The organism is Actinoplanes sp. NPDC019969 (assembly GCF_055562375.1).
Map to the genome: position 1 here is coordinate 142,181 of NZ_JBVHFK010000015.1, position 26,062 is coordinate 168,242.

Consider the following 26,062-nt stretch of genomic DNA (forward strand, 5'->3'; position numbering starts at 1 on the left):
CACGCTAAAACGAACGCTCGTTCTTGACAAACCCCGGCCCGGCGCGCACGCTTCAAAACGAACAATCGTTCTCTTTAAGGAGTTCCCATGACCAGCGACAAGCCGTCACCCTGGCCGCGGGTCGCCGCCACGGTCGGACTGCTCACCGTCATCATCAGCGTGCTGCTCACCGCCTTCGCCTGGCCTGCCGTGCGGTCCTCGGTGCACGACATCCCGATCGCCGTCGCCGGTCCCGCCCCCGCCGTCCAGCAGGTCACCGCCGCCCTCGAGCAGCGCGTGCCGGACGGCTTCACGATCACCGCCGTCGCCGGCACCGCGGCCGCCGAGCAGCTGATCCGCGACCGGGAGGTCTACGGCGCGATCGACCTCTCCACCGGCGCCCCGCAGGTGATCACCGCCTCCGCCGCCGGCACCCCGGTCGCGCAGACCCTGACCGCGCTCGGCACCGCCCTCAGCCAGGCCCAACACCAGGGTCAAAATCCGGCTGCGGCGGTACGGGACCTCGTCGCGTGGCCGTCCGACGACCCCCGTGGCGCGGGCCTGGCCGCCGGAGCGCTCCCGCTGGTGATCGGTGGCATCATGGCCGCCGCCCTGCTCACCGCCCGGCTCCGGGGCACCGGCCGCAAGATCGTCGCCGCCCTGTCCTTCGCGGTCACCGGCGGCCTGGCGATGGCCGCGATCCTGCAGTTCTGGCTGGGTTCACTGGGCGGCGGCTACTGGTCCAACGCCGGCGCGATCGCCCTGACCATCGGCGCCACCGCGCTGACCCTGCTCGGCATGGAATCCCTGCTCGGCGTCGCCGGCCTGGGCCTCGGCGCGGCCCTGATGATGCTGGTCGGCAACCCGCTGTCCGGTGTCACCACCGCCCCGGAGATGCTGCCCGGCTGGTCCGGCGCCCTCGGCCAGTTCCTGCCGCCGGGCGCCGGGGGTTCACTGCTGCGCTCGACCGCCTTCTTCGACGGCGCCGCCACCACCCAGCCGGTCGTCGTGCTGCTGTCCTGGCTCGCCGTCGGCGCGCTGCTCTGCCTGGCGGCCGGCCTGCGTGCCCGCCGCCACCCGGCTCCGGCTGCCACCGAGCCGGCCACCCGGACGACCACCCCGGCGGCGGTCTGAGCACCACCGCCCCGCGACAGGAGGCCGCCCCTGATCGGGGCGGCCTCCTCACACATCGGGCAGTACGGCCACGTTCGCCAGCCGTACACCAGGCCTGTTCGGAGTCGCCCGAAAGGCGCCTGCCGTACAGCCGAGGTCGCCAGCCGTACCCCACGCCTGCCTCCAGCCGCCCGAAAGGCGCCTGCCGTACAGCCGAGGTCGTCAGCGTTTCAGGGCGGCGCGGGCCTCCGGGGCGTGCACGACGGAGAAGTGCGGGTTGATCCGCAGGGCCGTCTCGAACTCCACCCGGGCATCCGCGTCCCGGCCCAGGTCGGACAGGATCATGCCGCGGTGGAAGTGCGCCAGCGCGTTACGGGTGCCCAGCCGGAGAGCTTGATCGGCGTACCGCAGCGCTTCCGAGGGACGGCCCGCCGCCCGCAGCGCCCACCCCATCGCGTCGGCGCCGCCGATACCGGGCTGGCGGTCGTAGAGGCGCCGCGCGGCGTCGAGGGCCCCCGGATCCCGGTGGTCCGCGGCGAACAGGACCGGGTCGGCTTCCGGCGGGTGCCCGTTCTTCGCCTCGGCCGCCCACGCCTCCCGCGCCCGGGTGTACTCCCGTTCCGCCTCGGCCGGCTGCCCGGCGGCGGTGAGCAGGTCACCGAGTTCGGCCACGTACGCCGGCTCCAGAACCGTGCCCACGATCGACCGGAACTCGCCGGACGCTCCGGTGAGGTCGCCGCGCGCCGCGCGTACCCGGGCCAGGCCCGCCCGCAGCGGCGGATGCCCCGGCAGCAGCCGCAGACCTTCGGTGAAGTGCTGTTCGGCGGTGTCCGGGTCGCCGGCGCCGAAGGCGAGCTGCCCGAGGTGCAGCCGGGCGAACGCGCTGTCGGCGGGCAGGTACGAGGCGTCCAGCGCCCGTTGCATCGCCTCGGTCGCGCGCGTGGTCTCCCCGCGCAGTTCCCAGGAGTACGAGGCCCGCGCGTACGAGGCGGCGTCCGGTTTGAGATCCACCATCCGCTGGACCGTCGGGAACGCCTCGTCGTACCGGCCCAGCTCGGTGAGCGCGTCGGCCACGACGCCGAGCGCGGCGGCCCGGTACGGGTCCACCTTCAGCGCCGCCCTGCCGTGCTCCAGCGCCCCGGGGAAGTCGTGGTGCGCGGCGGCGAGCGCGCCGAGCCCGGTCAGCGCTGCCGCGTTGTTCTCCGGCCGGATCGCCAGCGACCGGTCGAGCGCCTCCTCGGCGTGGGTGTAGTCGGCGGCGTCCCCGGTGGTCCGGGCCCGTTGGACGTACGCCATCCCGAGCTGCGCCCAGGTCGTCCAGTCGTCGGGCAGCCGCTGGAGCCGTTGCTGCGCCAGCACGATCGGGTCGGTCTCGCGGGCGGCGGCCGGACCGGCCGGGGAACGGTCGCCCCAGGGGATGAGCAGCGCCCCGGCGGCGACGACCAGCGCGACGCCGAGCACCGAGAAAGCGATGAGCATGACCATGCGACGCATGAGGCCTCCTGAATAACGCGGATGTCGTCGGAGGAGGGATTCGTACGCCGGGACCGCCCGGATGACGCGATGTCACCAAGCCGACCGGATTCATCCGGAGCCCGGCGGCACGCGAAGGACCTGCGTCAGCAACTAGTGAAGGAGGAGGCACGTGCTTCAACGTTCACGACGCAGAGCGGCGTTCGGGGCGGTGGCGGCCGTGGCCGCGGCGGCCTGTGTGGCGTCGCTGGCCCCGGTGGCGACGCAGGCGTCCAGTCACCGGGAAGCCCCGCTGGTGGCCGGGGAACCGCAGCTGGACAACACGGACGTGTACGCGTTCGTCAGCCCCGACGCGCCGGACACCGTCACGATGATCGCCAACTGGATCCCGTTCGAGGAGCCCAACGGTGGTCCGAACTTCTACCCGTTCGCCAACGACGCCGCGTACGACATCAACATCGACAACGACGGTGACGCCCGCGCGGACCTGATCTACCGCTGGACGTTCACCGACAACTACCGCAGCAAGAACACGTTCCTCTACAACACCGGCGTGGTGACCTCGCTGGACGACGCGGATCTCAACTTCCGGCAGACGTACAAGCTGGAGGCGATCACGGCGGCCGGCAGCACCACGCTGATCAGCAACGGCAAGGTCGCGCCGTCCCGGGTCGGCAACGCGTCGATGCCCAACTACCAGCAGCTCGCCGACGCGGCGATCACGCCGGTGCCGGGCGGCGGGAAGACCTTCGCCGGGCAGGGCGACGACCCGTTCTTCCTGGATCTGCGGATCTTCGACCTGCTGTACGGCGGCGACTTCTCCGAGGTCGGGCAGGACACGGTACGGGGTTACAACACCAACACCCTGGCCATCCAGGTGCCCAAGAGCGTGCTGGCGCTCAAGGGCGACGCGGCCCGCAACCCGGTCGTCGGCATCTGGTCCACCACGTCCCGGCAGCGCATCGAGGTCGTGGACACGGTGAACAACCGGCAGCGGTACGGCGGCTGGCAGCAGGTGTCCCGGCTGGGCATGCCGCTGGTGAACGAGGTCGTCGTCCCGGTCGGCAAGAAGGACGAGTTCAACGCGACGGCGCCGCGCAACGACGCCAAGTTCGCGCCGTTCGTCACCAACCCGGAGGTGCCCCGCCTGATCCAGCAGATCTACAAGATCCCGTCGCCGGCCACACCCCGGCAGGACCTGGTCGAGGTGTTCCTGACCGGGCTGTGCAAGGCGTGCGGCCCGGTGGCGGTGGACCTGAACTCGCAGCGGCTCAACAAGGACGCGGTCGCGGCGAACTTCATGCCGAGTGAACAGTTGCGGCTGAACATGTCCATCCCGCCGGCGGCGAACCCGAACCGTCTCGGTGTGCTCGGCGGCGACAACGCCGGATTCCCGAACGGCAGGCGGCTCGCCGACGACGTCACCGACGTCACCCTGCGGGTGGCCGAGGGCGTGCTGCTGCCGAACCACCCGGCGGCGGTCGACGGGCTCGGTGACGCCGTCGACTCCAACGTCGTGCCGTTCCGGAACGCGTTCCCGTACGTCGCGCTGCCCAACGTGGTCGCGGTGAACCAGCAGAAGTGACCCCACGACCGGTGGCGCCGCGCCCGCGGCGCCACCGGGAAAGGAGCGCATCGTGAAACGTCCCATCCTCCTGGCGGCCGGCCTGACCACGGCGGCCGCTCTCGTCACCGCCGGTCTGATGCTGCTGCGACAGCCCCTGCCGTCTCCGGAACCGCCGCTGGTTCTGCCCTCGGCCGGGCAGTTCGCGCCGGGCGCCTGCCGCGACGCCGCCGAGGCGGTGCTCGCGCTGGCCCGGCTCACGCACGGACGCGACGTCACCGGGATCTCCGCCGCCGACCGGGCGGAGCTGCGCCGGATCCAGGACCGATTGGACCTGGTCGACACGGCAGCCGATCCGGGCGTGGCCGCGCAGGTCGACGCGGTGATCGTCACGGTGGGTCATCTCCGCCTGCGGTTGGACAGCCGGACCGCCGAACCCCGGTATCTCAGCGATGTGGAGACAGCCCGTTCCGTCCTGGAGAAGACATGCGTGAGCGCCTAAGGTGAGGTCGACGGTGGGGGTGAGCGCCTTGTCCCAGCAGCGTTCCACCAGCACAGCCAGTGACGACGCGCGGCTGCGCGATCGGCTGGTGTACGGCGATGAGAGCGCGTTCACCGAGATGTACGAGCGGTACGAGTCGCTGGTCTACTCGATCGCCGCCCGGGTCACCCGGGATCGCCGGGCCGCCGAGGACATCACCCAGGAGGTGTTCCTGGCGATCTGGCAGCGCCCGCTGGCGTTCGACCCGGCCAGGGGCAGCCTGCGGGCCTGGCTGGCGATGATGGCCCACCGGCGCGCGGTCGACCTGGTACGGCGCGAGGAGGCGCAGCGCCGGACCGCCCTCGACGGACGGCTCTACACCGGATCGCTGAACCACGGTGATCCGGTCGCCGACCAGGTCACCGACGCCGACACCGCCGAACGGCTGAGCACGGCGCTGCGCTCCCTGCCGGCGCACCTGAGCCGGCCGATCGCGCTGGCCTACCTGGAGGGCCGCACCTATCGTGAGGTCGCCGCCGAACTGGGCCTGCCGGAAGGGACCGCGAAATCCCAGCTACGTGAGGGCCTGCGCCGATTAGCCGCGACGATGCGGGCCGACCAGACCGACGGTGAGGAGGAGAAATGACCGACACGGACAGCCACGAGACGGTCGTCCCACTCATCGGGGCGTGGGCGCTGGACGCCTGCTCGCCCGCGGAGGACGCATTCGTCGCGGCCCATCTGGCCACCTGCCCCGACTGCACGAGCCTGGCCCGTGAGCTGCGGGAAGCCGCCGCCGGCATCGCCGACACCACGCTGCGGCCCCGGCCCGGCGGGCTGGCCCGGCTGCGCGCGGCGGCCCACGGTTCGCGGCGGCCGGCGACACCGACGGCGCCGTTCGCGGCCCCGTACGCCGCCCAGATCGCCGCCCTTGATCTTTTGTTGTCCGATCTGACCGGCGCGGAATGGGGACGGATCGCGGCGTACGGCGAACTGTCCGTGCACGACCTCGTCGCGCATCTCAGCGCCACCGACGGACTGGTCTCGGCCGGCATCGGGCTGCCGGTCGATCCACCGGCCGAACCCGGCCAGAAACTCGCCGCCCGGACCGCCGCGGTGCTGCGCGTGGAACGGGCGCGCTCCCCCGAGGAGACCCGGCACGCTTGGCGTACGCAGGCCGGCGAGCTGTGCCACGCGCTGGCCGGGCTGCCGTCCCCGGACACCGCGACAGTCCTGATGGGCCGGCCCTTTCCGCTGGTGGACGCGGTGCTGGCACGGGCCTTCGAGACGTGGATCCACACCGAGGACATCGCTGCCGCGACCGGGCGTACGGTCCCCGTGCCACTGCCGGAACACATCCATCCGATGACCGATTTCGCCGTACGGGTGCTGCCCGCCGTCATCTCCCGGCACCTCGCCCCACCACACGACCGGCTGATCCGGCTGCACCTGACCGGCCCGGGCGGCGGCGTCTGGACCGTGCCGCTCGACCTGGCCACGGTCGTGCCGGCGACCACGCGGCCGGCCGCGGAGGTGACGGTCGACCTGGTGGAGTTCTGCCGCATGGCCGCGGACCGGTTGGATCCCGCCCGGGTCAACGCGGAGTTGGCCGGCGACACGGTCCTGGCGCGCGCCTTCCTGAACGCCCTGCCGTCGATGGCGACCGTGCCGTGAGTGGCTCCCCGGCCGCACGTCTCCCTGCCAGGGTTTGCCGCCGACGGCGAAAAGGCTGGGGAGATGGCCCGCATCGAGAGCCGGCGGCCCAAGATCACGGCAGGCTGAAGGTCCTGGCGGCTTGAGCCAGAGCGGTGGGCCTGACCGCCCCGCCGCAGATGAAACGGCCTGTCCGCCCGGCCGCAGACGGAACGATCCGTCCGCCGAGCCGCGGACGAAACGGCCTGACCATACGGCCGCAGACGGAACGGCCCGACCGCCCAGACACGGGCGAAAGGGCCCGACGGCTCGGCCGCGACTCGCTCTCGAACAGTTGATCACCGCGAGCGGTCGCCGTTCGGGATCTTGTGCCGTTCGTGCCGATGGTTTCCGGCCAAGAACAACAAGCATCGGGACCTTGTTCAGGAGATGCCGGGATTCCGGACCCGGACGCACAGGTTCGGGCAGCTTTTCGATCTTGGGCGATCCCCCCGCGCCGAGGAGCCGATGCAACGGCAGGAGCATCAAGAAGATGTCCGGCTTCGAGAGAACGTAGCGGGCGGCGACCGCGCTCGGATCGTCAATGACGGGTGCCACACCCGGGCGCACCTGGCCTCAGCAGGGGCGCGTGACCGGCATTGAATGGTTCAAAAATGATCATGTGCATCCGGCGCATGCCGTGTGGTCCTGGTTTCTGAAACGATCCAGAATTTACCCTGGCGAAACCGTTGACGACTTCGTCACATCGATGCAGACTCCCTGGAAAGCGCTTTCCTCCTGCTGAACCGAACACCCCGGGCAGCCGCCGAGGTGAGCGCTTCGTTCTAGCTCGTCGATGCGAAGGAGGAGCATGTGAGCGCCCTCGGCGAACTCCAGCGCCTCAGTGCCGCCAAGGGCAGCCCCCCGCGCAAGCGGGACAACAAGGCCGCCTTCCTGTTCCTACTCCCCTGGTTCGCCGGGCTGGTGCTGATCACCGCCGGGCCGGTGGCGGCGTCACTGCTGCTCGGTTTCACCGACTACAACCTGCTCCAGCCGCCGGAGTTCAACGGCCTGGAGAACTGGACCCGCATGCTCGGCGACGAGCGGCTGCACGCCTCACTGCTGGTCACCTTCAAGTACGTGCTGATCTCCGTACCCCTGCAATTGGCCGCCGCCCTCGGCCTGGCCATGCTGCTGGACCGGGGCCTGCGCGGCCTGTCGTTCTACCGCTCCGCGTTCTACCTGCCGTCCCTGCTGGGTTCGAGTGTGGCGATCGCGGTGCTGTGGCGGCAGATCTTCGGCGCCGAGGGCCTGCTCAACCAACTCCTCGACCTGTTCGGCATCCAGGGCCGCGGCTGGATCTCCGACCCCGACACCGCCCTGTCCACGCTGATCGTGCTGAACGTGTGGACCTTCGGCGCCCCGATGGTGATCTTCCTGGCCGGGCTGCGGCAGATCCCGGCCATGTACTACGAGGCCGCCAGCGTGGACGGCGCCGGGAAGTGGACCCAGTTCCGCAAGATCACGATGCCGCTGCTGTCACCGATCATCTTCTTCAACCTGGTCCTGCAGATCATCCACGCGTTCCAGTCGTTCACCCAGGCGTTCGTGGTCTCCAACGGCACCGGCGGCCCGTCGGACTCCACCCTGTTCTACACGCTCTACCTCTACCAGCGCGGCTTCAACAACTTCGACATGGGCTACGCCTCCGCGCTCGCCTGGCTGCTCCTGCTGATCATCGCCGCGTTCACCGCGGTCAACTTCTGGGCCGCCAAGAAGTGGGTGTTCTACGATGACTGACCTCAAGGACCGTGTCGTGAAGATCGACACCACCGGCGACGCCCCGCCGCCGAAGTGGACGGTGCCGCAGCCGATCAAGGACGCCGGCAAGCACCTCGGCCTGATCGCCCTGGCCGTCGTGATGCTGTATCCGGTGATCTGGATGGTCGTCAGCTCACTCCGCCCCAGCAGCGAGATCTTCCGCTCGCCGGGCCTGGTGCTGGACAGTTTCGAGGCGTCCAACTACAGCGACGGGTGGGACGCGCTGTCCTCACCGTTCGGGCACTTCCTGGCCAACTCCGCGATCGTCGTGCTCGGCTGCATCATCGGCAACCTGGTGTCCTGCTCGATGGCCGCGTACGCCTTCGCCCGCCTGGAGTTCTCCGGCAAGAGACTGTGGTTCGGCCTCATGCTCAGCACCATCATGCTGCCGATCCACGTGATCATCGTGCCGCAGTACATCATGTTCTCCAACCTCGGCTGGGTGAACACGTTCCTGCCGTTGATCGTGCCGAAACTGCTGGCCACCGACGCGTTCTTCGTGTTCCTGATGGTCCAGTTCATCCGCGGCCTGCCCAAGGAACTCGACGAGGCGGCCCGCATCGACGGCGCCGGCCACCCACGGATCTTCCTGCGGGTGATCCTGCCGCTGATGCTGCCGGCCCTGGCCACCACCACGATCTTCACGTTCATCTGGACCTGGAACGACTTCTTCTCCCAGCTGATCTACCTGACCGACCCCGAGATGTACACCGTTCCGGTCGCCCTGCGCTCCTTCGTGGATGCCACCGTGGCGACGAGCTGGGGATCCATGTTCGCGATGAGCGTGGTCTCCCTGCTGCCGATCTTCCTCGCCTTCCTCATCGGCCAGCGCTACCTGGTCAAGGGCATCGCCACCACCGGTATCAAATAAGGAGAACCCCATGCCATTCACCCGGAGAAGTGCTCTCGCCCTGGGCGCCGGTGTCCTCGCCGGAAGCACGCTGGCAGCCTGCGGCAGCAGCGGTGGCGACGCCGGCGGGGAGATCTCCACGGAGGCCGTGAAGCTGCGGTTCACCTGGTGGGGCTCGGATGCCCGGCACAAGCGGACCCAGCAGGCGATCGACCTGTTCACCAAGAAATACCCGAACATCACCGTCTCCGGCGAGTTCAAGGAGTGGAACGGCTACTGGGACAGCCTGGCCACCACCGTCGCCGCCAACGACGCCCCCGACATCATCCAGATGGACGAGCTCTACCTCGCGTCGTACGCCCAGCGCGGCGCCCTCCTCGACCTCGGCACCGCGAACAAGCACCTGAAGACCGACGCCCTCGACCCGGCAGCGCTGGACACCGGCAAGGTCGACGGCAAGCAGTACGCCGTCCCGACCGGCGTCGCCGCGTACTCGATCGTCGTCAACACCTCCGCCCTCGAGCAGTACAAGATCGCCCTGCCGGACGACGCCACCTGGACCTGGGACGACCTGAAGAAGATCGGCCTGGAGGTCTCCAAGGCCAGCGGCGGCAAGGTCGTCGGCGTCCAGTCGTGGGGCTTCGACACCGGTGGGGTGAACATCTGGGCCCGGCAGAACGGCGCGACCCTGTACGACGACGCCGGCAAGGTGTCGCTGCCGCCCGCCGTCCTCGCCTCCTACTGGCAGTACCTTCTCGAACTGGCGAAGCAGGGCATCGCCCCGGCCCCGTCGGTGACCGTGGAGAAGGCGAGCGCGCCGCTCGACCAGTCCGGCACCGCCACCAACACGGCCGCGTTCGGCACCTGGTGGAACACCCAGCTCACCTCGCTGTCGACGGCCAGCGGGCAGAAGCTCAAGCTGCTGAAGCTGCCCGGCAACGGTCAGCCGTCCAGCGCCGAGGCCCCGTACCTCAAGCCTTCGATGTTCTGGTCGGTGTCGTCGCGCTCGAAGCACCCGGCCGAGGCCGCGTTGTTCGTCGACTTCCTGCTGAACACCACCGAGGCCGGTGACGTGCTGCAGACCGACCGTGGCCTGCCGTCCAACAGCACAGTCCGCACGGCGGTCACGGCGAAGCTCGGCGAGACCGACAAGGCGGCGGCCGAGTACCTCAGCTCGCTGAAGGTCGGCCCGGCGCCGCGCGTCACCCCGAACGGCGCGAGCGGCATCGAGGCGATCCTCAAGCGGCACACCGAGGAGGTGCTGTTCGAGCGGCAGGCCCCGCAGGCGGCGGCCGAGGCGTTCATCAAGGAGCTCCAGACGGAGATCGACGCGGCCAAGTGAGTGTGTTGACTTCGGCCGCTATACGCGCCCGAAGTCAACACGCACGTCTGTCCTCCGGCGCGGGTGCTACTACGGGTGCCCGCGCCGGTTCATCCCCAGGGAGAGGCACAGCGCAGATGGGTTCCCGTACCGGAAAATGGTTGAAAGCAGGTGTCGCGGCAGTCGTCCTGGCCACCGCGTCCCCCGCGCCCGCCCTCGCGGGAGAGAAGGGCCCGCGGATGGAACGCCTGGACCGCGGGCTGATCGCGGCGTCCACGGGCGAGGGCGTGTTCCTGAGCTGGCGGCTGCTGAAGAACGAAGTGAGAGGATCGTCGGCGACCGGGCTGACCGGGGCGGACTTCCACGTCTACCGGGACGGGAAGAAGATCGCGACGGTCACGGACAGCACCAACTTCCTGGACCGGGCGGGTACGCCCACCTCGAAGTACCGGGTCAGCGGCTCGAGGACCGTGACGCCGTGGGGCGCCGGCTACACCGAGTTGCCGTTGCGGAAGCCGGCGGACGGCGTGACCCCGTCCGGCGAGACGTACACCTACTCCGCCAACGACCTGAGTGTCGGTGACGTGGACGGCGACGGCGTGTACGAGTACGTCGTCAAGTGGGATCCGTCGAACTCCAAGGACGTCTCGCAGGTCGGCTATACCGGGCCGGTCTACATCGACACCTACCGGGCCGACGGCACCCTGCTGCATCGCATCGACCTGGGCGTCAACGTCCGGGCCGGCGCGCACTACACGCAGTTCCTGGTCTACGACTTCGACGGCGACGGGCGCGCCGAGATGATGATGAAGACGGCGCCGGGCACGAAGACGATCCGGAACGGCAAGGAGCGCTACATCAAGAACGGCTTCCAGAAGGACGCCGACTACCGGATGAGCGCCGCCGACTACTACCAGCACGTGGTGGGCATCTTCCAGAAGTGGCACCAGCATCCCGAGGTCGTCGCCGGTCACTGGCCCGCGACGATCGAGCAGGCGCTCGGGATCGCCCCGCAGTACCAGTACCCGCTGTCCCACGACGACGCGGCGAAGCTCACCGACTACTTCATGGACGTGTACGCCCCCGCCCGCTCCACCCGCAACAACCTGCGCGCGTTCGAGGGGTTCATCGTCGACGGCCCGGAGTACCTGACGGTCTTCGACGGCGCCACCGGCCGTGAGCTGCAGACCATCGACTACAAGCCGGGACGTTCCGACGACGGCCTGATGTGGGGCGACTACGCGATGGCCCGCATCGAGCCGGGCAACCGGGTCGACCGGTTCCTGTCCGGTGTCGCCTATCTGGACGGCAGGAACCCGTCGGCGGTGTTCGCGCGGGGCTACTACACCCGTACCACGCTGGTCTCCTACCGCTGGGACGGTCACCGGCTGCGGGAGGGCTGGTACGTCGACTCGGGCTGGACGCCGATGACGAACCCGTTCAACGACTCCCCGCACGGCCGCGACGGCACCGATCCGGTGTACGGCAAGCTCACCACGCAGGGCTTCCACTCGCTCAGCGCGGCCGACGTGGACGGTGACGGCAAGCAGGAGATCGTGTACGGCGCGGCCACCATCGACCACGACGGTGACCTGCTGTACTCCTCGTCCGGCAAGCTCCCGTCCGGCGACGAGGCCCGCCTCGGTCACGGCGACGCCATGCACGTGACCGATATCGATCCGTCGCGGCCGGGCCTGGAGATCTTCACGGTGCACGAGGGCGGCACGTCCGCGCCCTACGGCATGGCGATGCGGGACGCGAAGACCGGCGAGGTCCTGTTCGGCACGTACTCCGGGCGCGACACCGGCCGCGGCATGATCGGCGACGTGCTGCCCGCCACGCCCGGCATCGAGTCGTGGGCCAGCATGCCCGGCGGCTCCGAGGCGCTCGGCCTGCACAGCGCCGAGGGCGAGATCCTGACCAACAGCATTCCCGGTACGAACGCCAGTATCCGCTGGTCGGCCGACCTCACCACACAGATCGTCAACGGCGCGCAGACCGTGACGCCGACGATCGACGACTGGACCCGGGGACGGCTGCTCACCGCCGACGGCACCCTCACCAACAACGGCACCAAGGGCAACCCGGGTCTGGTCGCCGACGTCCTCGGCGACTGGCGTGAGGAACTGCTGGTCCGGACCGCGGACAGCACGGCGGTCCGGATCCACACCAGTACCGAGGTGACGAACCACAAGATGTACACGCTGATGCACGACCCGCAGTACCGGGTGGAGGTGGCGCGGCAGCAGACGACGTACAACCAGCCGTCGTATCCCGGCTTCTATCTGGCCTCGGACACCGACTGGTCGCGCGTGCCCCGCTGACGGTATGGGCCCCGCCTCCCCGGCGGGGCCCATATATTTTATATTGGCAGCACGCCAATAGAGGGGTGGGTCCATGGACGCCGCAACCGCTCGCAGCAGAATCGCCGAGATCCGCGCCGCGGACGGCACGACCACGATCGATGATCTCGACAAGTTGTGGGCCGCGCTGCCGCCGGTGCGGCCCGAGGAGATCCTCGGCTCGTGGCGGGGCGGCGAGTTCGTCACCGGGCACCGCTTCGAGGGCTACCTGCCACGGATCCGCTGGCACGGCAAACGGTTCGACTCGCTGACCGAGGTCGCGCCGCTGGTCTGCCGCGACGGCGACGGCGCCCTGTTCGACGACGTGGACCGCGCGAAGGGCGGCGCGAGCCTGTGGCCGGTCGAGTTCCGCGGCGAGGTCACGGCCACCATGGTGTACGACGGCCAGCCGGTGTTCGACCACTTCAAACGCATCGACGACGGCACCCTGCTGGGAGTCATGAACGGCAAGGGCGTCCTGGACGACGGGCGGCACTACTACTTCGTCCTCGAACGCGAGTGAGCCCGGTGCGCATCCAGGCCGCCCTGGTCGAGACCGCGGGCGGGCCGTTCACCATCCGGGACGTCGAGATCGAGGAGCCGCGGCCGGACGAGGTGCTCGTCGCGATGACAGCGGCCGGGATCTGTCACACCGACCTGGCCATGCGGCAGCGCTGGCCCGCGCGGACCCTGCCGATGGTCTTCGGCCACGAGGGCGCCGGGGTGGTGGCGGCGGTCGGTTCCGCTGTCTCTGCCGTAAAGGTCGGCGACACTGTCGCGCTCAGCTACCGCAGCTGCGGCACGTGCGAGCAGTGCCGGCGCGGGCATCCGGCGTACTGCCTGCTCAGCGAACTCAACATGCGCGGCACCCGGGCCGACGGCAGCAGCGGGCTGCGGGCCGGGGACGAGCGGGTCTACGGCAACTTCTTCGGGCAGTCGAGTTTCGCGAGCCATGCCCTGGCGTACGAGAGCAACATCGTACGCATCCCGGCAAGCCTCTCCCCCGTCCTCGCCGCACCGCTCGGATGCAGTGTGCAGACCGGCGCCGGGACCGTCCTCAACGTCCTGCGCCCCCGCCCCGGCGACACCGTCGCGGTCTTCGGCGCCGGCAGCGTCGGTCTCAGCGCGGTGATGGCCGCCGTCTCCCTGGGCTGCACCGTGATCGCCGTCGACCCGAACCCGGCACGGCTCGCGCTCGCCCACGAACTCGGCGCCACCGACACCTCCCTCACCAGCGCCGATCACGCCATCGACACCACCGGGCGACCGGAGGTGATCACCACAGCCATCGGGGCGCTGCGCCGCCGCGGCACCCTCGCGCTCGTCGGCCTCGGCGGACGGGCCGAGTTCGACATCATGACCGTGATGCACCACGGGATCCGTATCCGAGGCGTCATCGAAGGCGACGCGGCGCCCGCGACGTTCCTGCCGCAGCTGGTCGACCTGCACCGGCTCGGCCGGCTGCCGGTGGAGAAACTGATCACCGAGTACCCGTTCGCCGACATCGAACAGGCCGCCCGGGACGCCGCCGCGGGGAAAGTGGTGAAACCGGTCCTGACCTTCGGGTAGACAGGTATCCATGAGTTATCCACCGCCGCTGTATCACGGGGACTCCGGCGAGAAGAGCGCCCTCTACCGGCCGGCCGGCACCGAGCCCGAGCTGGTCTATCCCAACGGGACCAAGGTCCACTACCTGTCGAGCGGGGCCTCCACCGGGGGACTCTTCGGCCTGTACCGCTGGGAGTGCGGGCCCGGCGAGACCGGACCGGACCCCCATTTCCACCGTACGATCAGCGAGTCGTTCTACATCCTGTCCGGTGTCATGTCCATCTACAACGGCGACCGGTGGATCGAGGCGGAACCCGGCGACTGGGTGCACGTGCCGATCGGCGGCATCCACGGCTTCAAGAACCGCTCCGGCGCGCCCGCGTCGATGCTGCTGCACTTCTCCCCCGGCGCGCCCCGGGAGGCGTACTTCGAGGGCCTCGCCCACCTCGACGAGATGACCGATTCCGAACGCACCGCCTTCTACCTCGAACACGACAACATCTGGCTCGACTAGTTTGTGCCGGTGATCCTCACTGATGGGGCGGTGCGGGGCTGGCGCACCGTCCGCCGCTACGCGGTGCCCGCCTCGACGAGGATCTCCGGCACTTCACCCCGGACCTGCTGCGCTGGCACCTGCCCCGCCGCCCGTCCACCGGCCACACCGCCCTCTCGCCACGGCGCCTGTCGGTTCTCACCCGCTACGACGACGGCCCGGTTCTCGCGGTCGCCAGCAACTCCGTCTCTTCCTCACCACCGAGCCGTTGCGGACCCGCCCGCCGAACGCCTACCGCGGCGACTCCGACAACGAGCCGGCCACTCGGTACATGAGAGTCGACCCGGACCTGCCCCGTCACGTCTGGGACACCCGCCACTCCGGCAACCTGCTGACCTGGTACGACCTCAGCCACGTGCCGGGCTTCAACCGCGCCGGCAACGCGCTCGTCCCGGCACGGGACGACGCCGGCAGGATCGTCCGGGGCTTGCACGACGCCGGCCGGTTCATCCACGCCTGGTCGGAGGTCGGGGTCGATCCCCGGGAGCAGCGGGTGCGCGTCAACCCGCACATGGCGCTCGGCTACCGGTACCGACTGCCGGAGATCACCCGCGTGGTCCGCGGTCTGGCGGGAGACCGCCCGGCCGGATGTCTTCGCCTCGATCACCGAGAGGGAGGACGCCACGGCTGTCACCGCTCGCGCGTACGACGAGTGGCCCGGCCGGAATCCCTGATCATCCGAGTGGTCGGCGTGAGGCAGGATCGCGTCGTGAGTATTCATGATCTTCGTCGTTGTCTGCCGGTGTTCGGCCGGTCATGTCCGCAGTCCACGACGGCCGGTCTCCGCGACCTCGTCCCGGCACTCCCCGGGCCGGCCGGCCGCCGGAGCGGTCGATGACCCGGGAGATCCGCCGGGCGGGTCCCGGCGACGCCCCCGCGTTGGCGCGCGTTCAAGCCGCGTCGTGGCGGGCCGCCTTCCGCGGAGTGCTGCCGGACGACTACCTGGCCGGCCTGGACATCGACGCCTTCCGCAGCACGTGGTCCGCACTGCTCGCCGATTCCCGGTGGCCGCGCGCGGCGACCCTGGTGCTCGAGGAGGATGACGAGATCGTCGGCTACTCCCGGTTCTATCCCGGTGAGGACGATGACGTCGACGCGGCGCGGGTGGCGGAGATCGGCTCGATGTACACGCTTCCGCGGGTGTGGCGTACCGGGGCGGGCCGCGCGCTGATGGCGGCGGTGATCGAGGCCGTCACCGGCGCCGGGTTCTCCACGGCGATCCTCTGGGTGCTGGAGGAGAACGTCCGGGCGCGGGAGTTCTATCGCGCGCAAGGGTGGATCGCCGACGGCGCCCGTCACACCGGCGACGGCGACACCGCTGTCGTGAAACTGAGGTATCGGCGCCACCTGGCGTAGACGCGACCGAAATCGGTGCGGAAAAGATTTGCGGGATCGGTAGTAGAGGGCGTCGGGCGTTCGTCATTGAGGTGCCGAAGCGATGAGCGACGGTTCCGGTTCTCCACGGGCCGTGTCCGGGGCGACAGCGCGACGGCATGTTGACGATGATCAGTACGACGGAAGAGGTGTCACGATGAGGTACCTGATGCTGGTGTGTGTGGACCCGGAGTACACGCCGGGCGCCGACAACGGCTCCCCGGAGACCGACGGCTGGGCCGAGACGATGGACGCCAAGGGGATCCGGCTGACCGGGGACCGGACCCGGCCGGGCAGTGCGGCGACGACGGTCCGGGTGCGGAACCGGGAAGTGCTCGTGACGGACGGGCCGTACACCGAGACGAAGGACCTGATCGCCGGCTTCGACGTGCTCGAGTGCGCGGACCTGGACCAGGCGATCGAGGTCGCGGCCCGGCACCCGATGGCCTGGGCCGGCGTGATCGAGCTGCGGCCGGTGTGGCCCTGGGGCGAGGACTAGGCATTGGACGGGCGGATCGCGGAGATCTACGCCGACGGGTGGGGCCGGATCGTCGCCACGATGATCCGGTTCACCGGCGGTGACTGGAGCCTGGCCGAGGAATGCGCGCAGGACGCCTTCGCGCAGGCGCTGCGGACGTGGCCGTCCTCGGGTGTGCCCGATCAGCCGCTGGCATGGCTGACGACCACGGCCCGGCGCCGGGCGATCGACGTGATCCGCCGGGCCGGGGTGGAACAGAGCAGGCTGCGGGAGGTGGCGATGGAACCGGCGCCACCCCCGTACACCGGGGACAGCGAGATCCCCGACGACCGCCTGGAACTGATCTTCGCCTGCTGTCATCCGGCGCTGAACACGGAATCCCAGGTGGCGCTGACGCTGCGCAGTGTGGCCGGGCTGAGCACGGCGGAGATCGCGCGGGCGTTCCTGCTGCCAGAGAAGACGCTGGGACAGCGCCTGTTCCGCGCGAAACAGCGGATCAAGCAGGCGGGCATCCCGTTCCGGGTGCCGGCCGCGCACCTGCTGCCGGAGCGGCTCTCGGCCGTGCTGCACGTGCTGTACCTGCTGTTCAACGAGGGGTACTCGGGGGATCCACGACTGTGCCGGGAGGCCGTCCGGATCACACGGGTGCTGGCGGACCTGATGCCGGACGAGCCGGAGGCGCTGGGCCTGCTCGCGCTGATGCTGCTGCAGGAGGCGCGCCGGGCGTCCCGCACCGACGAGTCCGGCGCGCTGCTCACCCTCGACGAGCAGGACCGCTCCCGGTGGGACCGGAAGCAGATCGAGGACGGGGCGGCGCTCTGTGAACGGGCGTTGCGCCGGGGCCGGGCCGGGCCGTTCCAGCTGCAGGCGGCGATCGCGGCATGTCACGCGACAGCGGCCGGGCCGGACGACACCGACTGGCCGCAGATCGTCGGCCTCTACACCCATCTGCGGCAGGTCGCGCCGAGCCCGGTCGTCGACCTCAACCGGGCCGTCGCGGTGAGCCTGGCCTCCGGGCCGGAAGCCGCGCTCGCCCTGGTGGCGCAGATCAGCGGCCTCGATGGGTACCACCTCTTCCACGCGACCCGCGCCGACCTGCTGCGACGCGCCGGACGCGGTCCTGAGGCGGCCGACAGCTATCGCACGGCGCGGGAACTCGCGCCGACCGAGGCGGAGCGGCACTTCCTCACCGGCCGTCTCGACGATCTCGTGACCGACTAGCCGGCCAGCAGTTTCTCGGCGAAACGGGCCTCCATCAGGGCCGCCTTCCGGGCGACCACCGGCAGGGTGAGCAGGAACGGGACGGCGAGCACGCCGTAGAGGACGACATTGGTGAGGTACGCGTCGCCGAAGCCCAGCAGCTCGGGCAGCCCGGTGTCGCCGGACGGCAGCGCCCAGCCCCACAGGCCCCAGCTCAACCCGCCGATCACGGCGGCCCACCAGGTCGCGACGACGGTGCACGAGACGGTGCTCGGGATCCACCGGACGGTCGCGTGGGTCACGTCCCGCCAGATCTGCCCGTCGATCAGGACGGCGACCAGCTTGGCGGGGAGGCGGGAGGCTTCCACCGTACGATAGGAAGGGTTCTTGATCTCTCGGCCCAGCACCCCGGCGATCCGCTCGCGTTCGGCGGCGGCGAAACCGCGGGCCTGCATCAGGGCGAACATCATGATCGGCACGCCCAGCCAGAGGATCGCCAGGCCGAGGCCGAGCGCCAGGGCGGTGACCGGGACCAGGATCGCGGCGATGGCCAGCGGAAGCCCGGTCAGGACGTACCGGCTGTCGGTGGCGAGCCGCGGCAGGATGCGGGCGGCCGGTGCGGGAGTGAGGGCCGGCTCGAGAAGTGTCGTCGTCATGCCCATGACGCTATTGAGGATCGTGGACCGAACCGATACGGCGAGCACCCGTCTGTTGGTAGTGCCAGCACCACCTAGTTGTAGGACCAGTCCAGCAGACCGTCGCGTACCGTCCGCCGGAAGCCGTGGAACGGGCGGCCGGTCTCCAGTGCGGTCGCGGTCTGTTCCAGCAGTTCAGCCACCGAGGCCGGCCACTCGGTGAAGTCCGCGCCGGCCTCCGGATCCGTGTCGCCGACCCGGCCGTGGCCACCCGGCCGCTGGTCGGCGATCAGGTTGCCGCCGCTGCCGTCCATCCCGAACGGCACGTACCGCTGGTGCCACCAGTCGTCCTCCCCGCCCCGGAACCGGAAATCGGCCATCACGTCGCAGTTGCCCTGCCAGTCCGAGTAGATCGCGGTCAGAGCCATCGGCTGGTAGAACGGCGGCAGGGTGAAGCCCCGCATGTCGGTCACCCCGTCGTGCCGGCGCAGCGAGGCCACCAGGTCCGGCGGGAAGGTCACCGACATGCGCCGCTGAAGATCGTCGATTTTCGGTACGGGCGCCGGCGGCCGCAACGACGCGGCGGACTTCGGGGCGTACCGGGTCAGCCACCTCTCGATCCGCTGCCAGGCCGCGGTGACGCGGGCGGTGGTGACGGCGTTCGGACGGGCCGGGGTGAGCGGGCCGCGGAACTCGGGACAGACGTCGGTGGACGGTCGCGCCGGTCGCGTCGGAACCGGCACGACGTAGGCCGACGACCGATCCGGGCGGGGTGTGGGCGGCACCCGCTGGAAGGTCGTGATGCTGTAGTCGCTCTCACCACCGTCGCACCAGGCGAGACCGCACGCCATCACGATCATGATCAGGAAGATGGCGAGCAGCGCTCCGACGACGCGTCTGCCCTCGACAGGCCTCGGACGTGGCCGGGTGTCGGCGGGCTCAGGGTCGGGTGAGTGGGGGTCCGCCGTCGCCCGCAACATCGGGTCGAACCATCCCGCCGCACCGGCGAAACGATCACCGGTTGATCCTGACACCGCGCTGTCGCCGGGTTCGGCTGCTTCGTCGCAATCGGACGGGCCTGGCGTGACCGTGTCCGCTTCGGGTGCGGCCGGGGACACCCCTGCGGGTTCGGCAGGGGCTGCAGAAGCCGCCTCTACCGCGGGCGGGTCTGACCGTGCCGCCCCGGCTGCGGGCGAGGCCGAGGAGGGAGGCTCTGCCGTGGGTGCGGTGCCGTTCAGTGCGTCGAAGGGGATGCGGCCGGCTACCGGAACGGGGAGATCGACGTCGCCGATGGTGACGACAGCGCCGGTCAGGCCGCGGCCGTCCAGGGCGTCGAGCGCGAGTGTCGTGTGGTTGGCCGCGTCCTCGCCGGGGCCGGTCACGATCACGACCGGGGCTTTCAGGCCGACGGCGAGGTCGGCGAGCGTCCAGCCTTCCGGGCCGACCGGGACGAGGAGGCCGGCTGCGCCGGAGACGAGCACGAGATCGTACGCCCGGCTCAGCGCCCCGATGACCTGTATCGCCCGGCCGAGCCCCAGCTCGCCGGCGCCCTCCAGCAGGCCGGCGGCATGCGCCCGGATCGGGTCGCCGTCACCGGCCGGCCCGCCGAGCACCACCGCGGCGACCGGCACCTCGGACGCCGCCGCCAGTCCCGCCGCCGCCAACCTGCCATCGACGCCCGCCGACACGGCCGCGATCACCCACGGTCCACGGCCAGGCCATCCCCGTTCCACCCGGCCACTCTAGGTGACCGCGGACCGGCGCCGTCGCTCCGGGGTCATCGATCTTCGTCAACGCCGGAGGATGCCGGATCGCTCGGGTGCGAAGGGCGTCCCCAGGGCCAGGGCGCGGCGGGTGACAGCGAGCGATTCGCCGAGGAAGCTCAGGCCGATGCCGAGTTGGATCGGGCGGGCGTCCGGGCGTACCCCCAGTTTTGCCGCAAGCAAGCCGAACCCCAGCATGACCGCAAGTGATAAGCCGACCGCGGCGAAGGTCCGCCCGGTGTATCGCTGCCAGAGATGGCCGCCCTTCTCGAACACGGTGACGTAGTGGCCGCGCAGGTATCCGAGGGCGATGCCGAGCAGTGAGCCGCCGACCAGCCAGGCGAGATCGGGGAACTCCCAGCCGTCCACCTTGCTCAGCGACCACAGCCCGATTCCGGTCAGGACGATCGGTGGCACCCAGAGGTCGCGGGCGCTGAGGGGTTCGCCGAGGACGCGCCGGGCGAGGACCACCAGCACGGCCACGATGATGAGTACGGTCATGGACTCCTCCGTTTTTAGCACGGGTCTGCCAAATCAATGTCGCATGGACGTGCTAAAAAAGTCCACATGCCTAAGGTGGTGGATGCGCGACAGCGGCGGGAAGCGATCGCGGACGCGGTGCTCGCCGTGGTGGCCCGGCACGGGCTCGAAGCGGCCAGCCTGCGCAACGTCGCCGACGAGGCGGGGCTGGCGATCGGCTCGGTGCGGCACTATTTCGACGGGCACGAGGAACTGATCATCTTCGCCGCCGAGGAACTCAACCGGCGGGTGGTCGAGCGGGTCCGGTCGTATGCGCAGTCGATCATCGCGACGTTCGATGCGAGCGGAGGGCGGGCGGAGCGGCGGCGACTGAGCGAGGAATTGCTGGCGGAGTGGTTGCCGCTGGACGAGCTGCGGCACCGGGAGGCGGTACTGCGGCACACCTTCGCGATCGCGGCCCGGACACGGCCCGAACTGCAGCCGCAGACGCGGGCGCTGCGGGAGTCGATGGCCGGCATCGTTCACCGGGTTCTGGCGGAGGCGCGGGACGCGGGTGGGCTGGCGGCGGAGGTGGAGGTCGATCGGGAGACACGGCGGCTATGCGCCCTGTTGGACGGGTTGGCCCTACAGGCCGTAACCGCTACCGAGTCACCACACCCGGACGATCTCCGGCAAATCCTGCACTACCACATCAAAAGCTTGGTCTAGAAGCGGCTCGCATCGCGGATGAGGTCTTTTCTCGCGAAGCGGGGTCACGAATCGGCGTTCGATAGCCGACTCGGTGATTCGTTCGCGAGCCGGCCGGGAGGGCGCTGATTGCCAGTGGACATGGTGGTCAGTGGACTTCGCCTCGGCCCGGCGGCCATGTCAAGCGCTCTTTCGCGATTTTGGAACATGGATGCGCCGTTCGCGCTGGGAGCTGGCCCGCCGAGCCGCCGGCTTCAGGCGCGATCCCCAGGCGTCTTTCCCGGTCGAGGAAGCGAAGGTGGACAACTGCTGATCTTGTGGACTCGGCGCCGGAGCCGGGCGTACAAGATCGAATTTCTGCCCCTTCCTGTGCGCTGAGCTGCGGAGAACCGTCATTTCCTCCGCAAGATAGCGAGAATCAACAGTCTTGGGGAGGCAGCGCCGGTGCGAATCGCACAAGGGCGAAAGGGAAGGGCGACGAAAGGAGAGGAGAAGTCGGCAGGACGGGCGGAAAGGGGGAGGAACGTTCAGTGGTCGGCGAGGGAAGCGGTGGGATGGGGAGTTGCGGGGGTGGGTGAGGTCGGCGGTTCGGCGGGGATGGTGGCGATTCCGGCGAGGATCAGCAGGCCGCCGGTCATCTGGAGGAGGGTGAGGGACTCGCCGACCACGAGCCAGGCCAGGCATGACGCGAACACCACCTCGAGCAGGCCGATGAACGAGGCCAGGCGGGAGCCGAGGTTGCCGGAGGCGTAGATGCCGGTGGCGTACGCGACCGCGGTCCCGAGAACCGCCACCACCGTCAGCGGCACCCACCACGGCGCCGGGGAACCGAACAGCGCCACGTCGCCGAACGTCATGCTGATCGGCACGATCCCGACCAGCCCGGCGACGGCCAGGGTGAGGCCGCCCAGCAGCAGGCCGAGACCGGCGAGGGCTACCGGGGGCAGGCCGTCAGAGGTACGGGCGGCGACGACGAAGTAGACGGCGCAGCCGATCGCGGCGCAGAAGGCCAGCAGGATGCCGAGCGGGTCGACGGCGTTCAGCGCGCCCGGCCCGATGACGAGGACGAGACCGCCGATGGCGAGCACCGAACCGAGGAGGACGGCGGGCCGGGGCAGTCGCCGGGTCGTCACCGCGACCCAGATGACCAGCAGGAGTGGGGCCAGGTATTCCACCAGCAGGGCCGTGGACACCGGGATGCGGCGGATCGCCGCGAAGTACGTGACCTGGGTGAACGCGACCGCGATGGCGCCCATCGCGGCGATCCGCCAGCGGCCCCGCCACAGCGTGTCCCAGCGGCCGCGCAGCGAGAACAACACGAGCGGCAGCAGCAGCACCCCGGCGGTGAGAACACGGACGGTGACCGCGGCGGCCGGGGACCAGCCCGCTTCGAGCAGCGGTTTGATGAAGGCGCCGGACGTGGCGAACGTCGCCGCCGACGTCACCGCGGCCCCCAGCCCGGTGTAGAGCGACTTCACGACATCCTCCAGTCAGGGGCTAAAGTCGTTTCGGCGCTGACGCTAGGCCGACCCGGATAAGGAGTCAACTTGCATTTTGCCCCTGACACGGAGGAGGCGCTGGACTTCGTCGTGACGCTCGCCAATACCGCTCCGGGTGCTTCGCGGTCCGGCGACGACGAGTTGGACACGGTCGGCAAGCTGGGAGAACTGCTCAGGCGGTACGCGTACTCCGGGCGGATCGACGGCGACGCGGCGGAACTCGCGGCGGTTCGCGAGACCCGGACGCTGCTCCGGGCGGTGTGGACGCTGGAGCCGGACGCCGCGGTGGACGCCGTCAACGAGATGTTGCGGGAGGCTCGGGCGCTGCCCTACCTGACCCGGCACCACGGGTCGGAGTGGCACATTCACGCCACCGAGCCGGGCGCGCCGCTGGCCGAACGGATCCGGGTGGAGGCGGCGCTGGCGCTGATCGACGTGATCCGGATGAACGAGACCGGACGCCTGCGGGTCTGCGGCGCCGCCGACTGCATCGGGATCTTCCTGGATCTGTCCCGCAACGGATCCAAACGGTTCTGCTCGGTGCGCTGCGGCAACCGGGTCAACATGATCGCGTTCCGGGCCCGCAAGACAGATCCCGGCTGACCGGTCACGCCCGCTCCGGCAGCCGGTCGGGCGCCCCGTTCCGGGCCCGCGAGGCAACCGGGCCGATCCGGCACGCCGCAGCCAGGCCCGAAGCGGGCAACAACCGATCCGGCCCGCCGCGGCGGGGTTCGCGAGGCTGACGACTGCCGGGCCGGTTCATAAGGCGGGCGGTGCGGGTGGATGAGCCCGTAAGGCGGACCGCGGTGGGTGGTCAGGCTGGTTCCGGGAGTCGGTCGAGGACGGCGATCAGCACTGCGCCGGCCAGGGTGCAGCAGGTCAGGATGAGTCCTACGCCACCCGCGGTCACGGCCCAGGCGACGGCTGCTCCCACGGCTGACAGGGCGATGCCGGTGAATGCCCACGCCCGTACCGCGCGCAGCAGTGGGGCGGTCTTGACTCCGCGCCGTTCCCAGCGGATCGCGGACAGGGCCGAGAAGCCGGCGACGCCGAGCGGGATGGACGCCACCAGGGCGAACAGGAGCAGCGTCGTCGTCGCGTCCGAGGCGACGACGACGGCGGGGGTGACGATCCCGGCGACCAGGAACACCGCGATGAGGCCGGCGCCGCCGGTCAGCAGTCCCCCCTTGCGGCTCATCGCCGGCCCGCCGTGAACAGGGTGCCCGGCAGCGAACGGGCCGGGGTCGGGAACTCCTCGCCGGTGCGGCGGCCGGCGATCGGGAAGGAGGGGACGAGACGCATGCGCGGATGGTAGACGTACGGGGCCGGTGACGGGGGACCATGGACACGGCCACGCCGATTGATGATCATGCTGGGATGAGATCCTGGGCCCGGCCGGGTGCGATCGCCGCTGCTCTGGCCGTCTTCGCGCTGTCGGCCGCGCTGGTCGCCATGTCGTTGCGGACCGCGAGCGGGGTCACCCGGGCCGGCCCCACCTCGTACCACACCGAGTTCGGCGACGAGCGGTGGTGGGCCGCCGGGTTCCTGCTCGCGGTGCCGGTGGGCCTGGCGTCGTGGTTCTTCCCGACGGCGAGTCCCGGGTTCGTGATCGCCGCCCTGATCCCGCAGATCTATCTGCCGATGGAGGTGGAGGACCGGGCGCTCGCCGCCGGGTGGGGCGATCCGCTGCTGGTCTTCGGCTATCTGCCGCCGATCCTGATGTTCCTGCTGTTCGCCGGGTGTGCCGCCGCCTGCGCGATCCCGTCGGCCTGCCGGAGGCGGCGTACGTCCGGGCAGTGGTAAGGACCACGGTCCGGGACGGCCCGTACTCGATAGGGTCTGTCCGTGCCCCGCCGGAACGCTGTCGCCCTCGCCGTCTGTCTCGCCGCCGCGTTCACCACCCTGATCGACCAGGCCAGTCTCAATACCGCGATCCCCGCGCTGCGCACCGAACTCGGCGCCGGGCCGTCCACCCTGCAGTGGATCATCGCGGGGTATTCGCTGACGTTCGGGCTGGCCATGGTGCCGGCCGGGCGGCTCGGTGACGCGCACGGCCGCAAGTGGCTGTTCGTCGGCGGGATGTCGCTGTTCACCGTGGCCGGTCTGGTCGCGGGCACGGCGAGCGAGGCGTGGGTGGTGGCGGTGGCCCGGCTCGTCCAGGGCGCCGGGGCCGGGATCGTCAACCCGCAGGTGTACGGGATCTTCCAGGACCTGTTCACCGGGCGGCAACGGGCCCGTGCGCTGGGCGCCTACGCCACCGTGGGCGGGGTCGCGGCGGTGCTCGGGCCGCTGGCCGGCGGGGCGGTGCTCGGGGCGGCCGGTGACGACGGCTGGCGGCTGGTGCTGCTGATGAACGTGCCGTTCGGGCTGATCACCGTACCCCTGGCAGTGAAGTTCCTGCCGGGACGCCCGCACCCCGGCGGCGCCCGCCGCACCACCCTGGACCTGCCCGGCCTGGCGCTGCTCGGCGCCGTCACGCTGTGCCTGTTGCTGCCGTTCGTGCTGCCGGCCGGGCAGGGGCTCCCCACCGTGGTGTGGCCGGTGATCGCGATCGTCGCGGTCGGCGCGCTGGCCTGGTGGGAACGCCGGTACGCCCGGTCCGGCCGCACCCCGGTGCTGATGCCGGAGCTGCTGCGCTCGCGCGGGTTCAGCCTCGGGACGTTGAGCGCGATGTTCCAGTTCGGGTCGTCGCTGTCGGCGAACCTGGTGCTGGTGCTCCACCTGCAGGACAGTCTCGGATGGACGCCGTTGCGGGCGGCGCTGCCGCTGATCCCCGGGGCGATCGGGTTCGCTGCCGCGTCGTCGCAGAGCTGGCGGCTGGTGGCCCGGTTCGGGCGGGCCGGGGTGGGCGGCGCACTGGTGGCGGCGGCGGTGGCGACCGCGGCGACGATCGTGGTGGTGCACACCGTTCCGGAGGCGGGGCTGATGCCGGCGCTGTCGCTGACCCAACTGGCGGCCGGGGCGGCCACCGGGGCGATGATGTCGGCGAACCAGGCGCTCACGCTGGCTCACGCGCCCGCCGGGGCGGCCGGGCTGGCGGGCGCGTTCCTGCAGGTCAGTCAGCGGATCTCGGCGACCCTGTCGATGGCGGCGGTCACCGGTCTGATGGTGGCCGGGTCGGGGGTGACCGGGGCGCTGACGATCTGCCTGATCATGATGGTGGCGGCGGCGGGCTGCTCGGCGCTGGATCTGCGCAAACCACGGCGCCCGGCCGAGACCGCGCCAACGGTCCCGGCCGGGCGGTGAGCCGGGGCCGCGGGTATGGCCCG

General features: G+C 70.5%; 26 protein-coding genes. 19 read left to right on the plus strand and 7 right to left on the minus strand.

Going from position 1 to position 26,062, the window contains the following annotated elements:
• Window positions 1-87: 87 nt before the first annotated feature.
• The gene (locus ACZ3II_RS36940; protein ID WP_465524230.1) at window positions 88-1,113 is read left to right on the plus strand and encodes a hypothetical protein; all 1,026 of its coding nucleotides are present in this window, start codon (window positions 88-90) and stop codon (window positions 1,111-1,113) included.
• Between the two features lie 201 nt (window positions 1,114-1,314).
• Here ACZ3II_RS36940 and ACZ3II_RS36945 read toward each other — a convergent pair whose 3' ends face one another.
• Window positions 1,315-2,586, minus strand: coding sequence for a tetratricopeptide repeat protein (locus ACZ3II_RS36945; RefSeq protein WP_465524232.1), 1,272 nt, complete (start codon window positions 2,584-2,586; stop codon window positions 1,315-1,317).
• A 151-nt stretch (window positions 2,587-2,737) separates the two neighbouring features.
• Between ACZ3II_RS36945 and ACZ3II_RS36950 the strand changes: the two genes are divergently transcribed.
• The 11 genes from ACZ3II_RS36950 to ACZ3II_RS37000 all read left to right on the plus strand — a co-directional run bounded on the left by ACZ3II_RS36950 (window position 2,738) and on the right by ACZ3II_RS37000 (window position 14,638).
• Entirely contained in the window at window positions 2,738-4,150 is a 1,413-nt protein-coding gene (locus ACZ3II_RS36950; RefSeq protein ID WP_465524234.1) for a DUF4331 domain-containing protein, read from the plus strand.
• A 52-nt stretch (window positions 4,151-4,202) separates the two neighbouring features.
• Window positions 4,203-4,631, plus strand: coding sequence for a hypothetical protein (locus ACZ3II_RS36955; RefSeq protein ID WP_465524236.1), 429 nt, complete (start codon window positions 4,203-4,205; stop codon window positions 4,629-4,631).
• Between the two features lie 28 nt (window positions 4,632-4,659).
• On the plus strand, window positions 4,660-5,256 hold the full coding sequence (locus ACZ3II_RS36960; RefSeq protein ID WP_465524238.1) for a sigma-70 family RNA polymerase sigma factor: 597 nt from the start codon (window positions 4,660-4,662) through the stop codon (window positions 5,254-5,256).
• Window positions 5,253-6,284 carry a maleylpyruvate isomerase family mycothiol-dependent enzyme gene (locus tag ACZ3II_RS36965; RefSeq protein ID WP_465524240.1) on the plus strand — a complete coding sequence of 344 codons (1,032 nt, stop codon included), beginning with the start codon at window positions 5,253-5,255 and terminating at the stop codon, window positions 6,282-6,284. The genes ACZ3II_RS36960 and ACZ3II_RS36965 overlap by 4 nt, the downstream gene beginning before the upstream one ends.
• A gap of 831 nt (window positions 6,285-7,115) precedes the next feature.
• Window positions 7,116-8,042 carry a carbohydrate ABC transporter permease gene (locus ACZ3II_RS36970; protein ID WP_465524242.1) on the plus strand — a complete coding sequence of 309 codons (927 nt, stop codon included), beginning with the start codon at window positions 7,116-7,118 and terminating at the stop codon, window positions 8,040-8,042.
• On the plus strand, window positions 8,035-8,934 hold the full coding sequence (locus ACZ3II_RS36975) for a carbohydrate ABC transporter permease (protein WP_465524244.1): 900 nt from the start codon (window positions 8,035-8,037) through the stop codon (window positions 8,932-8,934). Before ACZ3II_RS36970 ends, ACZ3II_RS36975 begins: the two co-directional genes overlap by 8 nt.
• Before the next feature lie 10 nt (window positions 8,935-8,944).
• On the plus strand, window positions 8,945-10,255 hold the full coding sequence (locus ACZ3II_RS36980; protein ID WP_465524246.1) for an ABC transporter substrate-binding protein: 1,311 nt from the start codon (window positions 8,945-8,947) through the stop codon (window positions 10,253-10,255).
• 140 nt (window positions 10,256-10,395) lie between these two features.
• Window positions 10,396-12,558: a rhamnogalacturonan lyase gene (locus ACZ3II_RS36985; RefSeq protein WP_465524248.1), complete on the plus strand. Its 2,163-nt coding sequence runs from the start codon at window positions 10,396-10,398 to the stop codon at window positions 12,556-12,558.
• Window positions 12,559-12,631: 73 nt separating this feature from the next.
• The gene (locus tag ACZ3II_RS36990; protein ID WP_465524250.1) at window positions 12,632-13,099 is read left to right on the plus strand and encodes a DUF4334 domain-containing protein; all 468 of its coding nucleotides are present in this window, start codon (window positions 12,632-12,634) and stop codon (window positions 13,097-13,099) included.
• Between the two features lie 5 nt (window positions 13,100-13,104).
• Window positions 13,105-14,145, plus strand: coding sequence for an NAD(P)-dependent alcohol dehydrogenase (locus tag ACZ3II_RS36995; RefSeq protein ID WP_465524252.1), 1,041 nt, complete (start codon window positions 13,105-13,107; stop codon window positions 14,143-14,145).
• A 10-nt stretch (window positions 14,146-14,155) separates the two neighbouring features.
• Window positions 14,156-14,638 (plus strand): cupin domain-containing protein, encoded by a 483-nt coding sequence (locus ACZ3II_RS37000; protein ID WP_465524254.1) that lies wholly within the window; start codon window positions 14,156-14,158, stop codon window positions 14,636-14,638.
• Window positions 14,639-14,822: 184 nt separating this feature from the next.
• Here the strand turns inward: ACZ3II_RS37000 and ACZ3II_RS37005 are convergent, their stop codons facing one another.
• Entirely contained in the window at window positions 14,823-15,398 is a 576-nt protein-coding gene (locus ACZ3II_RS37005; protein ID WP_465524256.1) for a hypothetical protein, read from the minus strand.
• A 113-nt stretch (window positions 15,399-15,511) separates the two neighbouring features.
• On the opposite strand from ACZ3II_RS37005, the gene ACZ3II_RS37010 reads away from it, so the two are divergent.
• The 3 genes from ACZ3II_RS37010 (at window position 15,512) to ACZ3II_RS37020 (ending at window position 17,750) form a co-directional block, all read left to right on the plus strand.
• Window positions 15,512-16,033, plus strand: a complete 522-nt coding sequence (locus ACZ3II_RS37010) for a GNAT family N-acetyltransferase (RefSeq protein ID WP_465524258.1) — start codon at window positions 15,512-15,514, stop codon at window positions 16,031-16,033.
• 175 nt (window positions 16,034-16,208) lie between these two features.
• The gene (locus tag ACZ3II_RS37015) at window positions 16,209-16,550 is read left to right on the plus strand and encodes a YciI family protein (protein WP_465524260.1); all 342 of its coding nucleotides are present in this window, start codon (window positions 16,209-16,211) and stop codon (window positions 16,548-16,550) included.
• 60 nt (window positions 16,551-16,610) lie between these two features.
• The gene (locus tag ACZ3II_RS37020) at window positions 16,611-17,750 is read left to right on the plus strand and encodes an RNA polymerase sigma factor (RefSeq protein WP_465524370.1); all 1,140 of its coding nucleotides are present in this window, start codon (window positions 16,611-16,613) and stop codon (window positions 17,748-17,750) included.
• Here the strand turns inward: ACZ3II_RS37020 and ACZ3II_RS37025 are convergent.
• The 3 genes from ACZ3II_RS37025 to ACZ3II_RS37035 form a co-directional block, all read right to left on the minus strand.
• Complete coding sequence (locus ACZ3II_RS37025; protein ID WP_465524262.1) at window positions 17,747-18,385, minus strand: sensor domain-containing protein; 639 nt, start codon at window positions 18,383-18,385, stop codon at window positions 17,747-17,749. The genes ACZ3II_RS37020 and ACZ3II_RS37025 overlap by 4 nt on opposite strands.
• Window positions 18,386-18,459: 74 nt before the next feature.
• On the minus strand, window positions 18,460-20,064 hold the full coding sequence (locus tag ACZ3II_RS37030; protein WP_465524264.1) for an AAA family ATPase: 1,605 nt from the start codon (window positions 20,062-20,064) through the stop codon (window positions 18,460-18,462).
• Window positions 20,065-20,154: 90 nt separating this feature from the next.
• Window positions 20,155-20,628, minus strand: coding sequence for a DUF1453 domain-containing protein (locus ACZ3II_RS37035; RefSeq protein WP_465524266.1), 474 nt, complete (start codon window positions 20,626-20,628; stop codon window positions 20,155-20,157).
• A 66-nt stretch (window positions 20,629-20,694) separates the two neighbouring features.
• Here ACZ3II_RS37035 and ACZ3II_RS37040 point away from each other — a divergent pair, with 66 nt between their 5' ends.
• Complete coding sequence (locus tag ACZ3II_RS37040) at window positions 20,695-21,315, plus strand: TetR/AcrR family transcriptional regulator (protein WP_465524268.1); 621 nt, start codon at window positions 20,695-20,697, stop codon at window positions 21,313-21,315.
• 506 nt (window positions 21,316-21,821) lie between these two features.
• On the opposite strand, the gene ACZ3II_RS37045 is transcribed toward ACZ3II_RS37040, so the two are convergent.
• Complete coding sequence (locus ACZ3II_RS37045; protein WP_465524270.1) at window positions 21,822-22,772, minus strand: EamA family transporter; 951 nt, start codon at window positions 22,770-22,772, stop codon at window positions 21,822-21,824.
• Between the two features lie 69 nt (window positions 22,773-22,841).
• Here ACZ3II_RS37045 and ACZ3II_RS37050 point away from each other — a divergent pair, with 69 nt between their 5' ends.
• Window positions 22,842-23,396 (plus strand): CGNR zinc finger domain-containing protein, encoded by a 555-nt coding sequence (locus ACZ3II_RS37050; protein ID WP_465524272.1) that lies wholly within the window; start codon window positions 22,842-22,844, stop codon window positions 23,394-23,396.
• A 211-nt stretch (window positions 23,397-23,607) separates the two neighbouring features.
• Here the strand turns inward: ACZ3II_RS37050 and ACZ3II_RS37055 are convergent, their stop codons facing one another.
• Entirely contained in the window at window positions 23,608-23,991 is a 384-nt protein-coding gene (locus tag ACZ3II_RS37055; RefSeq protein ID WP_465524274.1) for a hypothetical protein, read from the minus strand.
• A 179-nt stretch (window positions 23,992-24,170) separates the two neighbouring features.
• On the opposite strand from ACZ3II_RS37055, the gene ACZ3II_RS37060 reads away from it, so the two are divergent.
• Both ACZ3II_RS37060 and ACZ3II_RS37065 read left to right on the plus strand, forming a co-directional pair.
• Window positions 24,171-24,596: a hypothetical protein gene (locus tag ACZ3II_RS37060; RefSeq protein WP_465524276.1), complete on the plus strand. Its 426-nt coding sequence runs from the start codon at window positions 24,171-24,173 to the stop codon at window positions 24,594-24,596.
• A gap of 42 nt (window positions 24,597-24,638) precedes the next feature.
• Complete coding sequence (locus ACZ3II_RS37065) at window positions 24,639-26,039, plus strand: MFS transporter (RefSeq protein WP_465524278.1); 1,401 nt, start codon at window positions 24,639-24,641, stop codon at window positions 26,037-26,039.
• Window positions 26,040-26,062: the final 23 nt, after the last annotated feature.

Bases quoted from the DNA above. Each gene is read 5' to 3' on its own strand.
- ACZ3II_RS37015 (WP_465524260.1), top strand. From the start codon at position 16,209: ATGAGGTACCTGATGCTGGTGTGTGTGGACCCGGAGTACACGCCGGGC.
- ACZ3II_RS36980 (WP_465524246.1), top strand. From the start codon at position 8,945: ATGCCATTCACCCGGAGAAGTGCTCTCGCCCTGGGCGCCGGTGTCCTC.
- ACZ3II_RS37010 (WP_465524258.1), top strand. From the start codon at position 15,512: ATGACCCGGGAGATCCGCCGGGCGGGTCCCGGCGACGCCCCCGCGTTG.
- ACZ3II_RS36965 (WP_465524240.1), top strand. From the start codon at position 5,253: ATGACCGACACGGACAGCCACGAGACGGTCGTCCCACTCATCGGGGCG.
- ACZ3II_RS36975 (WP_465524244.1), top strand. From the start codon at position 8,035: ATGACTGACCTCAAGGACCGTGTCGTGAAGATCGACACCACCGGCGAC.
- ACZ3II_RS37005 (WP_465524256.1), bottom strand. From the start codon at position 15,398: ATGAATACTCACGACGCGATCCTGCCTCACGCCGACCACTCGGATGAT.
- ACZ3II_RS37040 (WP_465524268.1), top strand. From the start codon at position 20,695: ATGCCTAAGGTGGTGGATGCGCGACAGCGGCGGGAAGCGATCGCGGAC.
- ACZ3II_RS37060 (WP_465524276.1), top strand. From the start codon at position 24,171: ATGAGATCCTGGGCCCGGCCGGGTGCGATCGCCGCTGCTCTGGCCGTC.
- ACZ3II_RS37035 (WP_465524266.1), bottom strand. From the start codon at position 20,628: ATGACCGTACTCATCATCGTGGCCGTGCTGGTGGTCCTCGCCCGGCGC.
- ACZ3II_RS37025 (WP_465524262.1), bottom strand. From the start codon at position 18,385: ATGACGACGACACTTCTCGAGCCGGCCCTCACTCCCGCACCGGCCGCC.
- ACZ3II_RS36990 (WP_465524250.1), top strand. From the start codon at position 12,632: ATGGACGCCGCAACCGCTCGCAGCAGAATCGCCGAGATCCGCGCCGCG.
- ACZ3II_RS36945 (WP_465524232.1), bottom strand. From the start codon at position 2,586: ATGCGTCGCATGGTCATGCTCATCGCTTTCTCGGTGCTCGGCGTCGCG.
- ACZ3II_RS37000 (WP_465524254.1), top strand. From the start codon at position 14,156: ATGAGTTATCCACCGCCGCTGTATCACGGGGACTCCGGCGAGAAGAGC.
- ACZ3II_RS37020 (WP_465524370.1), top strand. From the start codon at position 16,611: ATGATCCGGTTCACCGGCGGTGACTGGAGCCTGGCCGAGGAATGCGCG.
- ACZ3II_RS37055 (WP_465524274.1), bottom strand. From the start codon at position 23,991: ATGAGCCGCAAGGGGGGACTGCTGACCGGCGGCGCCGGCCTCATCGCG.
- ACZ3II_RS36940 (WP_465524230.1), top strand. From the start codon at position 88: ATGACCAGCGACAAGCCGTCACCCTGGCCGCGGGTCGCCGCCACGGTC.